General features: G+C 55.2%; 12 protein-coding genes. 3 read left to right on the top strand and 9 right to left on the bottom strand.

Annotation, left to right across the window (positions count from 1 at the left end; translation table 11 throughout):
• Window positions 1-11: 11 nt before the first annotated feature.
• The 5 genes from PVA01S_RS11800 to PVA01S_RS11780 form a co-directional block, all read right to left on the bottom strand.
• Window positions 12-650, bottom strand: a complete 639-nt coding sequence (locus PVA01S_RS11800; protein ID WP_127607755.1) for a DUF1906 domain-containing protein — start codon at window positions 648-650, stop codon at window positions 12-14.
• Between the two features lie 108 nt (window positions 651-758).
• On the bottom strand, window positions 759-1,397 hold the full coding sequence (locus tag PVA01S_RS11795; RefSeq protein WP_127607753.1) for a hypothetical protein: 639 nt from the start codon (window positions 1,395-1,397) through the stop codon (window positions 759-761).
• Window positions 1,394-2,521 carry a Ger(x)C family spore germination C-terminal domain-containing protein gene (locus tag PVA01S_RS11790; RefSeq protein WP_127607751.1) on the bottom strand — a complete coding sequence of 376 codons (1,128 nt, stop codon included), beginning with the start codon at window positions 2,519-2,521 and terminating at the stop codon, window positions 1,394-1,396. Before PVA01S_RS11790 ends, PVA01S_RS11795 begins: the two co-directional genes overlap by 4 nt.
• Before the next feature lie 355 nt (window positions 2,522-2,876).
• Window positions 2,877-3,878: an MBL fold metallo-hydrolase gene (locus PVA01S_RS11785; protein WP_127607749.1), complete on the bottom strand. Its 1,002-nt coding sequence runs from the start codon at window positions 3,876-3,878 to the stop codon at window positions 2,877-2,879.
• Entirely contained in the window at window positions 3,871-4,626 is a 756-nt protein-coding gene (locus PVA01S_RS11780; RefSeq protein ID WP_127607747.1) for a class I SAM-dependent methyltransferase, read from the bottom strand. Before PVA01S_RS11780 ends, PVA01S_RS11785 begins: the two co-directional genes overlap by 8 nt.
• Window positions 4,627-4,793: 167 nt before the next feature.
• Between PVA01S_RS11780 and PVA01S_RS11775 the strand changes: the two genes are divergently transcribed.
• Complete coding sequence (locus PVA01S_RS11775; RefSeq protein WP_127607844.1) at window positions 4,794-5,981, top strand: ROK family transcriptional regulator; 1,188 nt, start codon at window positions 4,794-4,796, stop codon at window positions 5,979-5,981.
• A gap of 190 nt (window positions 5,982-6,171) precedes the next feature.
• Here PVA01S_RS11775 and PVA01S_RS11770 read toward each other — a convergent pair whose 3' ends face one another.
• A complete protein-coding gene (locus PVA01S_RS11770) occupies window positions 6,172-7,344 on the bottom strand; it encodes a DNA sulfur modification protein DndB (protein ID WP_127607745.1) in 1,173 nt (390 codons plus the stop codon).
• A complete protein-coding gene (locus PVA01S_RS11765; RefSeq protein ID WP_127607743.1) occupies window positions 7,344-8,519 on the bottom strand; it encodes a DGQHR domain-containing protein in 1,176 nt (391 codons plus the stop codon). Before PVA01S_RS11765 ends, PVA01S_RS11770 begins: the two co-directional genes overlap by 1 nt.
• Before the next feature lie 450 nt (window positions 8,520-8,969).
• Between PVA01S_RS11765 and PVA01S_RS11760 the strand changes: the two genes are divergently transcribed.
• Window positions 8,970-9,896: an aromatic acid exporter family protein gene (locus tag PVA01S_RS11760; protein WP_127607742.1), complete on the top strand. Its 927-nt coding sequence runs from the start codon at window positions 8,970-8,972 to the stop codon at window positions 9,894-9,896.
• A 197-nt stretch (window positions 9,897-10,093) separates the two neighbouring features.
• Here PVA01S_RS11760 and PVA01S_RS11755 read toward each other — a convergent pair whose 3' ends face one another.
• Complete coding sequence (locus PVA01S_RS11755) at window positions 10,094-10,420, bottom strand: AzlD domain-containing protein (RefSeq protein WP_127607740.1); 327 nt, start codon at window positions 10,418-10,420, stop codon at window positions 10,094-10,096.
• Window positions 10,411-11,127 carry an AzlC family ABC transporter permease gene (locus tag PVA01S_RS11750; protein ID WP_127607738.1) on the bottom strand — a complete coding sequence of 239 codons (717 nt, stop codon included), beginning with the start codon at window positions 11,125-11,127 and terminating at the stop codon, window positions 10,411-10,413. Before PVA01S_RS11750 ends, PVA01S_RS11755 begins: the two co-directional genes overlap by 10 nt.
• A gap of 202 nt (window positions 11,128-11,329) precedes the next feature.
• On the opposite strand from PVA01S_RS11750, the gene PVA01S_RS11745 reads away from it, so the two are divergent.
• The gene (locus PVA01S_RS11745; protein WP_127607736.1) at window positions 11,330-12,547 is read left to right on the top strand and encodes a CynX/NimT family MFS transporter; all 1,218 of its coding nucleotides are present in this window, start codon (window positions 11,330-11,332) and stop codon (window positions 12,545-12,547) included.
• Window positions 12,548-12,598: the final 51 nt, after the last annotated feature.

The following is a 12,598-nucleotide window of genomic DNA, read 5'->3' as shown; positions in this document are numbered from 1 at the left end:
GCGCCGTCTTCTTATGCATTCACTTTAAACCCTCCGCCGCTGCCGTTCGAACGAACCCGGTCCACAGTCCCGGCGTTGCGGCATGCGTCCAGCGTCAGATCGTTGCTGTACTGGTACAGGTTGGCTTCATCGAGCGTACGTCCGCGGCTCCATGCATACGTCAACCCTATATACGTCACGTCGTCGACCCGGTCCCGGATGTACGTCACCGCGTCGTACGTGCCGTAAATGCCGAGCGGCCAGCTCGCGCCGCCGTTGTCTTGCGCATACTGCCGCATCCGCTGCTGGACGCCTTCGAAATACCGCTCCACATTCGCCAGACGCGAATCTTGCGCCCTCACTTCGAAGTCGACGGCAAAATAAATCGGCGTGCCGGTCGGTTGACCGACGTCCGTTGCCCGTTGAATCGCCCTGCTGCAATCGCTGACCCCGCGCTCATACGTAAAATAGCCGGGGTTATTCGCCGCATCCTGATAAACCGTCACGATCCAAAGGCCGCGCGAAGAAATGAGCTGCGCTTCGCTGCGGGTCAAGTTTTTCCAATCGGAATTGCTGTAATATCTGCCGATAAACGTGATGCCGTTGCTGCGCAAACAGTCGAGCGGCGCCGCCGTCGTAAAAGGGGCCGCGCGGTCGATGCCTTCCGCCATGATGGATCCCTCCCGCAAGTATCGAATCGAACTGCTGCATTCATCCTATGCGCGCAAGGGACAATCGAGCTGAGAAGAACGCCCGTCTTCGCGGTCGGCAGGTACCCGTTACTTCATGGGCGCCAACGTTTCGGCGATGGCTTCAATTTCTTGCGGCGAGACGGATTTTGCCGAGCTTAGCGCCAAATACGTATCGCCGAGCTTCAAGTAGAGCGTAGGCTGCCCGGCGACGGTGACCCATTTGCCCGTGCCGATGTTGAGCTTGACCTCCCGTTCCGATTCGGGCTTGTCCGCCGGTTTGATTTCTTGAGCCGATTCGACAATTTGCATCTTCAAAAAGACAAGCGCGAACGCCTTCTCCATTCCCTGCACCTGGCTCAGTCTATCGTCGGGAGCGCCCTGCTGCGGCAAATAGACGGTTTTGACGCCGAGCTTATTTGCGGTTTCGCGAATAAACTTTTTCTCTTCTTCCAGATAGGAGAGCGGCGTTAATTTAACCGGCTCATTCGGCTGTGCAGCCGTTCCGCCGGGGGCCGTACCGGTCCCGCCCTGGCCGGCTGGAGGCGTTTGACCAGCCGATCCGGGCTGCTGCTCCCCACCGGTCGCCGGAGCCGGTGCGGTTTGAGCGTTATCCTCCGGCTTCTTTTCGCTTTTCTGGCATGCGGCGAGCAGTGTACCCGCAGTGAGCAGCGCCGCCGCGGCGAGCGCCGCTCTCCGCACCATCTTATTTGTTAGTCGATTCGTCATTGTGTGACACCTCCGCGAATGTGTACGTTCACGTCAAGCTGAATGCTTGCTTTAGCGAACGCCGATCTCCACCGATCCGCCGTCCAAAATCCGGGGTACTGCGAACGCATCGCTTCTCCCCAATTCAACGGATCGATCTCCAGCCGCTGCAGCTGCTCAATCAGCGCTTTCGCCTGCATGTACATCGACCGCTCGTAAGCGGATGCCTCGGCAGCAGTAACGGCGTCCGAAGCGTCAATGCCGTTCACATGCAGGGCGATGCGCAGGCGAGGCCGCTGCAAATCGCCGTTAGCGGCTACGCTTGTCCGGCAGGACACCGACGATACGGACAAGCCCCCGTTCCCGGCTTGCGGCTGTAACGCAGCTTGCGCCGCCCCCGCTCCGAGCGGCTCCTGAAGCGAGCTTCCTCCGCGCAAGCAGACCAGCAGCCGGCTTTGCTGCGGCGGGAGAATGGCGACAAGCTGTTGTTTTTTAAACAGCATCGCTTTCACTGAAACAAGGGGATTTCTTCCAATTTCATTTCCGTCCGTGCCAGTCCCCGTACCGGAAGGATCCAACGCAAAGAAGGGAAGCGCGAGATCGGATTCGTATTCCGGCTTCGCTTCGTACAGCGAGCTGCGAACGACCGCTTGCGGCTCCAGAGCCATTCGACCGAGCGAACCTGCGTCCGGGCGGCGGACGAAAGCTTCCGCCGTCCCTCCGACAACGGCGACGGCCGGCCTGCTGCCTTGTCGAATCCCCATGCGGCGGAACTCGGCCAGCCAAGACGCCGGAATCCCGTGACGGCGCACCCAGGCCTCGCCGATGACCACCACCTGCGGCGGATCTTTCTGCTTCCATCGCATCGCCCCCTCGGCCAGCGAAACGAACGACCGCGCCTCGACATTCGTCACTGCGTTCGCCTGCAGGCCGCTCCCCGCTTGCCCGGGAACCGCTTGCCGCGTGGTCATGCGAATACCGGCGGGGTCTTCGTCCACTCCCGCTAACGTTACGGCAGTGCCGGCGGCTTCCTGCAGCCGGTATGCGGCGTCCTCCGTCCCCCCGCAGCCCGCGCACCCCCATATCAGCAGCAGCGCCGCCGGCAGCAGCAGTCGTCCCGGACGACTGCTCATCCTCCCATCCATCCGGCCGTCCTCCTTCGTCTACATAAACTAGGTATTCCCGATCGTATTATCGGTCGAATACCTACTATTTCCTAGTTTCAGCCTTTTTATGCAGCAATCCCCATCCGCCGAAGGAACGCCGGACGTTCATGAGAAGCTTGGGCCCGGGACAAGGACCTCAAAGAAAATAAAAAAAGCTCCTGATCGGAGCCCTTCAAGGAAGATACCTATTCATGTTTGGGTGGCAGCTTTACTCGCGATACAGAACCTGTCAGCTCCGCTGAAAACTTTATACTTACTGAAATAACTTAAAAAAACACGCCGCTGACGGTTCGGTTTCCGTCCCGGCGTGCTTCCAGCGCGTTTACCTGCCTGTTCAATTGTGCCCGAAAAATACGATGCCGTCCTGCTCTTCAACGCCAGCCCGCTCCGTTTCCCGCAAATAAATCAGATGCGCGATCGTTTCCGATAGCGCGAACCGCAGCTGGTGCAAGCTGAGCGCTTCGCCGAACGTCGCCCGGCATACCGCATAAGCCGTTGCCGGCTCCGTCAAGCAAGCCTGCATCGCCTCCAGGCGCTCGGCGTGATGCGCGATCAGCTCGGTTGCCCGCGCAGCCAGCCGTCCGAACGGCTCGCGATGCCCCGGATACGCAAGGCGAACCTCAAAGCGGCTAATCGTGCGCAAGCTTTCCAAATAACTGGCGAGCGGGTTCTCGTCGATGCCGCCCGGCAAGTAGCTGACGTTCGGCGAAATTTGCGGCAGCACATGATCGCCGCAAAACATTTCTTTCGTCTCCGCCTGATAAAAGCAAAGGTGCCCGGCGGCATGCCCCGGCGTGAGTATCGACGTGTAAGTCCGCTCGCCTAGCCGAATCTCCTCGCCCCCGGACAACACGGTCACCTCGGGCTGTGGCGACACAGCCGGCATGAAGCCGTCCATATGCTCGCGCATCGGCGCCTCGAGCTCGGCCGGCAGCCCATGCCGCCGAAACAGCGCAAGCAGCCGCTCCGTCATCGGCGCGCCCTCGCCCCAAAGCAGGCGCACCTGCTCCAAGCCCGGTTGCGACAGGAACACCTGCGCGTTCGTGCGCTCCTGGAACCAGCCGGCAAGCCCGTAATGGTCCGGATGGTGATGCGTCAGCACGATGCGGTCGATGTGCCGAAAAGATACGCCCAGCTCCGCAAGCGCCGAGGTCCAGACCTCTTCGGCGGCCGTCGTTCGAAGGCCCGGATCGATCAAGGTCCAGCCTGAGGGGCCGGGCAGCAAATAAGCGTTCACCCAGCGCAAAGGAAACGGGAGCGGAACTTTCACCTGCACGACGTCGCCATGCTTCGTCAAGACGGCCGGTTGCCCCGGAACCGGAACGCGGCTACTCATCTCCTTCACCCCTCCTGCCTACAAAGATCATCCGTTTTGCCGATTCTGACTCGTAAGGCGAGGCGTCGTAACCGCCGTATACGGCGTCGACTTTCAAGCCCGCACGGCACAACAGATCCAGGAACGTGTCGAGGTCGATCAGCTTCACCCGTTCCTCGTAGACGCGCGCCTCGTCTGATGTCTGGGCGTTTTCTTCCACCAGCCTGATCGTCTTGCATACGTAACCGTTCTCGATTCGGCGCGTTTCTTCGATGCGAAGCCCGTCTTCCGTCCGCACGGAATGCGGCACCAAATGGGCCCTCACGTATTCCGGGTTGAGGAAATCGACGATAAACCGTCCGCCGGGACGAAGCAGCCTCCAAATTTCCTTCAACACGCGCTCATGTTCGGCATCGTTGTCGAAATAACCGAACGACGTGAACAAGTTCACGACCGCGTCGAAGGGGCCTTCGAGCGGAACTTGCCGCATATCGCCGTGGACCCAGCGCACTTCGCCCTTCTTGTCCAGCTTGCGGGCTTCCCCTAGCAGCACTTCCGACAAATCGACGCCTGTGACCTTGAAACCGAAACCGGTCAAGGCCATTGAATGACGACCCATACCGCAGCATAAATCGAGCACTTCCGATCCTTCCGGCAGCTCCAGCCATTCCATCATGCGCCGGACTTCCTCGTAAGCCCCTTTCATATCGCGGTGTTTGTATACGATTAAATAGTCGTCTCCGAAACTTTTTTTGTACCATTCCGACATAGGACTCTTCTACTCCTTCTTCGCTTACACAGACTACGCCCTATTTTACCAGAATCGTGTTTGTAAAAGCTATGGTTAACCGGAAGGGCCTGTAGTATAATGATTTTCTGTAAAACAGGTCTCCAACCCATGGAGGAATATACGTGAACCGTACACGAATCGAACAAATGATCAACGGGCGGAAATCGAAAGAAATTTATGAGCATATCCGCAAGCACGGCGTCGTCTCGAAAATCGAGCTGTTGGAAAAAAGCGGCCTGACCGGCAGCACGTTGACCCGTACGCTGGAAGAACTGACGAACCAAGGGTTTATTGCCGAAGCCGGCTTCGGCGAGTCGACCGGCGGGCGCAGGCCAATCTTGTATACGATTAATTCCGATTATGCCTATGTGTTCGGACTGGATATATCCCGCATCTACTCCAAGCTGATGCTCTTCGACATGCAAATGAACCGGCTCGAAGCGAAACGCTGGGTCATGACCGAACAGACGACGCCGCAGGTACTTCTGGAAGAAATTGCGGCGGAAGCGGAAGCGATGCTGCTTAAGCGCGGTCTGACCGGGGACCGGGTGCTCGGCATGGGGATCGGCGCGGTCGGACCGCTCGACCGGGAATCCGGCGTTCTGCTGGACCCGCTTCACTTCCCGGCCCCCGGCTGGACCCAAGTGCACGTGACCGAGTTTCTGGAGCAGCGGCTCGGCTTCCCCGTCATGCTGGACAACGGAGCGAACACCGCGCTCATCGGGGAATCATGGTCCGACCGCGGACGCGACTACCGCCACTTGCTCTACGTGCATGTCGGGGTCGGATTGCGCTCGGCAATGATGACCGGCGGTCATGTCGTCTACGGCGCCGTCGACATGGAGGGCTCGATCGGTCAGATGATCATCCAGACGGACGGTCCCCGGCTCTGGGGGCAAGGAAACTACGGCGCGCTGGAATCTTATGTTTCCATCCCCGCGCTCGAACAGCAGGCGCGCTCACGCCTGAAGCAAGGACGCGACAGCGCGCTGCAGCGAATGGAACGGGACCCCGATCTCATTCAATTCGCCCACCTGCAGCAGGCGCTGCAGGAGAACGATCCGCTAACGGTAGAGCTGTTTACCCAGGCAGCGACTTATTTCGGCATCGGCCTGTCCAATTTGCTGAACATTTTGCACCCGGAGAAGGTTATTCTGGGAGGCGCGGTCATTGGCAGCCACCCCGGATTTTTCCACATCGCGACACGCGCAGCGATTCAGCGCACCTATTATTATCCGAAATATCAAGTCGTCTTCAGCCAAGGCTCGCTCGGCGATGACGCGCTTGCCGCCGGAGCCGCCCTGATGGTCATCAACCGGCTGAGCGTTGTATAGGCAGGCGGCCCGAGCCTTTTACCTAAAGGCCCGGCACAGAGCGGCGGCGCTGCCCCGGCTCTTATCCACAAAATGCGACCGATCCGCGCGTTTCATAAACCGCAAAAAGCTCTGCCCCTCGCGTTCGAGGAGCAGAGCTCATAACGTTCATGCCCGGATGCAGACGCACAGGCTGCATCCATATGCGGCATTATGCCGTTGCTTCGTCTTCCGATGACGGTTCGCCGTACAGCTCTTGGAACAGTTGAACCAATCGTCCGTGCTTGCGAAGCGATTTCTCGTGAATCAAATTCAGCTTGCCGTTATCGAGCAGACCGAATCGTTCGATCAAAAGTTCGTTCTCCTGCGTCCAATCGAAGCCTTCGAAGATGCGCAGACATGTCGTCCAATTTTTCGTATATTGACCGTCTGTGAATAAGTACCGGTGTGCAAACAAGGCGATGCTCTCCTGCATGGCGCGCGCCGACGAGCTGTATTGCGGCAAGCCCGGCTGCTCCGGCATAAGCGGAAGCAGCGTACTGTAGAACTGATGCAAAATTTCGATATACAGGGTCGGATCTTTTTTGATTTTGCGCGCCAGCTCGTAAGACGGCTGCATTTTGCCGGTAAACAGCATCGTCGCCGTCGAGTACAGCCAGCTGAACGACGTAAAGTTTTTGTTGTACGCCGTTAAGTTCGCCCGACGCTCCACCCCGGCCCCCTTCAGGAACATGTTGTGCTCGAGGACCTGCTGAATGACGAGGTTGAGCGGGTCGATCGAATCGAACGAATGACCGAGCTCCTTGCTTACGAGCTGCACCTTCGAGTTGATGTCGCCGAACAGCTGCTTCTCCTCTTCTTCACTCAGTCCGATGTAAATTTGCACCGCCAGCTCGCTCTCCATCAATTCCAGTCTGCGGCGTTCCAGCTGCTCGATCTGACCTTCCAGCAGTTCCAGCTCGGTCGCGGCTTCCGTGTCCTCCGGATTTCTGCGAACCTTGACCTTCAGACCGGACAATTTGCGTTCCAGCCGTCGAGACTCTTTCAGCATTTGCTCATTCACGTAACCGAGCGCCAAAATCCGGTGCTGACCGTCGAGAATGCTCAGCTTCGAACCCGGGCGCAAGCTTAATCCTTCTTCCGTCTTGGCTAAACTGGCCACATCGCGCAGCGACAGCGTCACCGGTCCGAAGAAGACGCGATCGAGCTCCCGCTCCTGCAAGTAATTGGCGATTTTCCGACGCTGGCCCCCGCTCAGCTTACGCTGCACCATCGGGTCGATCGTCGTGTAATTTAACAGATCCTGAACCTGGATCGGAACCGTCGCGAGACCGAAACGGTCGCAAAACGGATGAATTGTCATTTTCAAACGCAAGCCGTCCATTAACCGACATCCTCCTTAGCTTCCTTCTCGTCCTCCATCTCATCTGCCATGTCCGATTCGCGAATCAGGAACAAGTGGTGCTCCTCATAAAAACCTTTCACGTATTGGAAAGCTTTCATAATGCGCGAACGTCTAGGCAGCCGGTCTTTCTCGTCTCCGGAATAAATCGCGTTCCAATCCAAGTGCGGCAAAATGTGAAGCGCATAATCAAGCGCATATTTGTTAAACGTGCCGCTTTTCGTCGCTTCCCCGTGGAAGAACATCGCCAGTGCGATCTGCAGGTTCTCCGTCCAGCACAGCTCGCCCTTCTCCGGCTCCGGCAAGTGTCGCAGCATGCCTTCGAAATAATGCTCCGCCACTTTCATCTGGCTTTCGATTTCATGATCCTCGAAGTAGTAGCCATTGCCCCGCGAAGCCGATTTCAGCCTGCCCTCGAACAATCCGATCAAGATTTCGATCAGCAAATGGTACGAGAACAAAAACTCCGGTCCCTTGCCCCGCTCCGTGAACATATCCACCGGAATCCGCTTCATGATCGGCGATTCCTCCACCAGACGCGTGGCGAGGACGTGGTAGAAACGGCGCTGTTCGCGAAGCACAGCCAGATTGCCCCCGATTTTACGCGGAAGCTTGTTGATGTCGGAGAACAGCTGACGCTCCTGTCTGGCGTTGATGTCCAAATAAATCATCGTCGACATCGGGAAGGTGTACAGTTTGCTAAGCTTCTTGCCGATTTCTTCCATCCGGTCGTACTCCCGGCGGTCTTTGGCGCGCGCCATCGCGCTTTGCAGCGTTTCCATCAAACGGCGGAAAGCGGCCAACCGGTGCTGCCCATCCACGACATAGAGCTTCTCGATCGCTTGCAGGCGGTATACACCGGATGCCGGATCATATTCCCCGGCTCCTCGGGCAGACAGGATGATCCCCGGAAAATAAATGCCTTGGCCGTGGTCCAGATACAACATGATATAGTCCATCATCCGGGATAAATTAAGCGGAACGATGGAGCGCTGTACTTCGAGATCCACTTCGTAAATCGCGAACAGCTTGCTCATCGGCAGCGTAGTGGACAACGTCGTTTGACCGAACGTTCGGGAGAGCGTTCCCGGAATTTCGATGAACGACGACGTTTTTTGTACAGCCAACAATTCAGATAAAGATGAGATTTGATCCAAAGCTAAATTCCTCCTTTGCGGGTTCGTTATTAAGAAGCCGTCATGCCTTTCGAATCAAAATGGCAAAAATAGGTTGATATGACTCCATTATACACGTTTTAAGACCTAAACATTCAGCTTATCCCCGAATTGATTCGTTTTTTCACGAAAAAAGTGAATCTCTCCCTCTCGTTCCGCTAGAGTACCCCGGTCGATTCACTAGCTTCTTAGACAAAAAAGCGTCGAACGAGCGGCCGAACGCATACATCCAGACAGACAGCGAATTGCAGCTACTCCCATCATAAAATAAAAACTGTGGCCGATTCAAATACTAACGGCTGACTGTGGAAGTGTAATTTTTGTTATTTTCATATTTTCGACAAATCTGTAGAACGACTCCCCGCGTATATGTTATATATTATTACATATATATGACTTTATAGCGGTCAGGATTTTCGGGGAGGGGTTGGCATGACCATCGGATTTCGCACGATCAAAACGGCGGTTGGCGTCAGCATCGCTATATTGATCGCACAATCGCTGCACTTGTCGTCTTATACGTCGGCCGGGATTTTGGCGCTGCTGTGCATTCAAAAAACAAGAAAACAGTCGTTCACAGCCGTCTGGGAACGGCTCCTCGCCTGCCTCGCAGGAATGGCGATGTCCGGCTTCATGTTTCACTTTTTCGGGCGTCATCCGTTAATTTTCATTCTGCTGTACATGCTGTTCATTCCGGTTTGCGTCAGGTTCAAAATTCAAGGCGGCATCGCCAGCAGCTCCGTCATCATCATGCACATCTATATGAACGGCGCGCTTAACACGTCCTTCGTGCTCAATGAGTTGGCCATCATCGCAATCGGCCTCGGCGTGGCGCTTATCGTCAATTTGTATATGCCGGGCATTGATAAACAAATTTCACAATACAAAGAAGAGATTCATGCCAACATGTCCGCCATCCTCGGCCAATTCGCTAAATATTTAGTCGAAGGTTACGGGCTGTGGGACGGCAAAGAGCTGCTCACGCTCGCCAAGCTGCTCGATAAAGGCAAAAATTTGGCCATTCTCGAAGTGGAAAACAACATGATGCGGAAGGATAATCCGTTTCTGTACTACTTCGAACAAAAGCAGCGGCAGTATCAAATACTCGAACGCATGCTGACGCTCGTCTCGATGCTGGACACCACCCTCGAGCAAGGCGTGCGCATCGGACGCTTGATCGACGAGCTCGGCCGTGACCTTCAAGCGGGGCAAGACCTCGCCTCGTACCATGAGAAGCTGAGAGCGATCCGCGAATACCACAAGCAGCTGCCTCTCCCGGTCACGCGCGCCGAGTTCGAGAACCGGGCAAACTTGTTCTCCTTAGCGAATGAGCTGGAGAAGTTCATTGAAACCATGTAATTCGCGCTCACAAAAGCCTTCTGCTTTGCACAGTCCGGACGGGATGCGCGAAGAGAAGGCTATTTGGCTGGGCTGAACGACTACTTCGCTGCAGAAGCAGCTGTCGCACTTTGTACCTAATCATAACAAATCTTATTGTCGAAAGATAGCTAAAAGTACCTAAGATTCGCCTTCATATCAAGGATTCCGGCTGTGCCCTAAATAAATAAACGCAGTGCGAACATGCTCAGAATGCCAATGAGGACCGTCCCCAGCAGGCTGCGTGTGATCATGGCTGCCGTAAAAGTAAGCAAGGCGGCTACTAACTCCGCTTTATTTATAAAAAACGAAGCCTCCCCTTGCGGTGCGAACAGTTCCTGTCCAATCAACGCAGCCATAATAGCAATCGGAACATGCTTCAACCACTGCAATGCCCAGCTTGGCAATTGAATACGGCTAAGCGCTACAAGGGGAAGAATTCTCGGAATGAAGGTTACAATAGCCGCTCCGATAATAATGAATACGATGTGCCATCTTATTTCCATTTATCCATCACCAATCCTATGGTTGAAGCTAGAACGGTAGCCACGATAACACCCAAGCTTCCGGATGAAATCATGCTCATGCCCACGATAATGAAGATCGCGCTGATTGCGACAACAACGTCTTTCATGATTTGACCGCGGCTTGCCATTTGCAGCACAAGAAGTCCTATAAACATCGCCGGCAAAGCAAAATCAAGACCATACCTCTCCGGATTTGTAATCCATTGGCCAAAATACGCGCCGGCCATATTCGCGACAAACCAGTTCAAGTATGCTGTCACGTTAAGACCGTGCATCCATCTTTCACTGATCCGCTCCTTGCCGGCTGCCCGGGTTAATGCCACTCCGAACGTCTCATCGGTTAGCAGGGAACCTATCCCAATATTTTTCATCGGAGAGAGATGTCGAAAATAAGGCGATAAGGCCGCGCTTAGCAAAATATGGCGGAGATTCACAAAAAAAATCGTAAAGATCATGGCGGTAACGGAATAACTGGCCGTGATCATCCCGGCAAAAATAAATTGTGCGGAACCCGCATAAAGCAGCAAGGACAGAAGAGCGATTTCCGCTAAGCTTAAGCCTGCGGTCTTCTCCACGACGCCTGCGGCGAACCCGATGCTTAAGTACCCGAGCAAAGTAGGAATACAATCCTTTACCCCCTGTATGAACGTATCGTCCTTGGGGGCAGCTGTCGTGTTTGTTTGCATGCGATCTGCTCCATCATCTCATCAGTTTTCAATGCCATATTCTATTAATTATATCATTTTCGCACTCGCCAACCAAAGAGTCCTCCTCATGCGCCCGCAAATTTTCTCCCGATTGACCAGACCTATGATGTTTTTCTCTATTTTTTTTGATATGATTATAGAATGTGTAATTTGTCAGACTAGAAAGCAGGTGTCTAGGAATATGCTTCTGAAGTATGACTCTAGCGGACATTACGTGCGTTCCCGGATGAAGACCGTGTGGTTAATCCTGGGGATATTGCTGGTCGCCGCAAATCTTCGGGCCGCCATCACAGGATTAGGCCCCTTGGTAGATGCGATTCGTTTAGAGACTCATTTATCGAATACGGTAACCGGCATGCTGACCGCTTTGCCGTTACTGGCCTTTGCCGCGCTCTCCCCGGTTGCCCCTAAAATTTCACGCAAAATCGGGATGGAAATGACGCTTTTCCTAAGCATGATCGTGCTAATTGTCGGGATTCTTCTAAGGTCCTATGCATCGGTCGTCACGCTATTCATGGGTACAATCATCATCGGTCTTGCCATTGCGATCGGAAACGTGCTGCTGCCGGGCCTTGTTAAACGGGATTTTCCCGAGCATGTAGGATTCATGACCGGTGCGTACTCGGTTTCGATGAACGTCTTTGGCGCACTGGCTTCGGGTATCAGCGTCCCCCTTTCGGTGGGGGCAGGACTTGGCTGGCGGGGGTCTCTCGCAAGCTGGGCTGTCTTAGGCGGATTGGCCGCGCTCTTCTGGCTGCCGCAGCTTCGTTCCCGCCAGGCAGCGTCAACTGCGGGCGGCGGCGGCTCCATCTGGCGCTCCTCCCTGGCATGGCAGGTCACCTTGTTCATGGGCTTGCAGTCGTGGCTTTTTTACATTAATGCGGCATGGCTGCCCGAAATTCTGCATAGCCGGGGGATGAGCGTCTCAGCCGCCGGATGGATGCTATCCGCCATGCAGTTTGTAAGCCTGCCGGTTTCATTCATCGTTCCGATTCTCGCCGGGCGCAGTTCCAACCAAAGAGGCATTGTAATCGTAACGGTGCTCTTTCACCTTATTGGATACCTCGGATTGCTTAGCGGGAATACCTCGCTGATCTGGCTTTGGATTATTTGTATTGGGATTGCAGTAGGTTCAAGCATCAGTTTGGCGCTTGCTTTCTTCGGGCTTCGCACGCAGAATGCGCGTCAAGCCGCCGAGCTGTCGGGGATGGCGCAGTCCGTCGGATATTTGCTTGCCGCGTTCGGCCCCGTCCTGTTCGGGTTTCTTCATGACGTGACCAACACTTGGGCAATTCCGTTGTTAATCACTGTGGCGGCCAGTCTTCTGCTGCTGTCCGTGGGCCTCGGGGCCGGACGCAACGCGTATGTGACAGCCGGCAGCAAGAAAGAATCATCATGAGATCAAAGCTTTGTTGGAGCGGATTTACCCGATGATTTAACTGGAGCGTAA

Origin of the sequence: Paenibacillus validus NBRC 15382 (assembly GCF_004000985.1) — a bacterium.
Classification (GTDB): domain Bacteria; phylum Bacillota; class Bacilli; order Paenibacillales; family NBRC-103111; genus Paenibacillus_G; species Paenibacillus_G validus.
The sequence above is the reverse complement of the archived record's forward strand: the minus strand, read 5'-3'. Positions and strand labels throughout refer to the sequence as shown.

Coding starts and splice junctions, on each gene's coding strand:
- PVA01S_RS11770 (WP_127607745.1), bottom strand. CDS start 7,344: ATGGACGGCTTGCGTTTGAAAATGACAATTCATCCGTTTTGCGACCGT.
- PVA01S_RS11775 (WP_127607844.1), top strand. CDS start 4,794: ATGATCAACGGGCGGAAATCGAAAGAAATTTATGAGCATATCCGCAAG.
- PVA01S_RS11795 (WP_127607753.1), bottom strand. CDS start 1,397: ATGACGAATCGACTAACAAATAAGATGGTGCGGAGAGCGGCGCTCGCC.
- PVA01S_RS11780 (WP_127607747.1), bottom strand. CDS start 4,626: ATGTCGGAATGGTACAAAAAAAGTTTCGGAGACGACTATTTAATCGTA.
- PVA01S_RS11750 (WP_127607738.1), bottom strand. CDS start 11,127: ATGCAAACAAACACGACAGCTGCCCCCAAGGACGATACGTTCATACAG.
- PVA01S_RS11755 (WP_127607740.1), bottom strand. CDS start 10,420: ATGGAAATAAGATGGCACATCGTATTCATTATTATCGGAGCGGCTATT.
- PVA01S_RS11785 (WP_127607749.1), bottom strand. CDS start 3,878: ATGAGTAGCCGCGTTCCGGTTCCGGGGCAACCGGCCGTCTTGACGAAG.
- PVA01S_RS11745 (WP_127607736.1), top strand. CDS start 11,330: ATGCTTCTGAAGTATGACTCTAGCGGACATTACGTGCGTTCCCGGATG.
- PVA01S_RS11790 (WP_127607751.1), bottom strand. CDS start 2,521: ATGGATGGGAGGATGAGCAGTCGTCCGGGACGACTGCTGCTGCCGGCG.
- PVA01S_RS11800 (WP_127607755.1), bottom strand. CDS start 650: ATGGCGGAAGGCATCGACCGCGCGGCCCCTTTTACGACGGCGGCGCCG.
- PVA01S_RS11760 (WP_127607742.1), top strand. CDS start 8,970: ATGACCATCGGATTTCGCACGATCAAAACGGCGGTTGGCGTCAGCATC.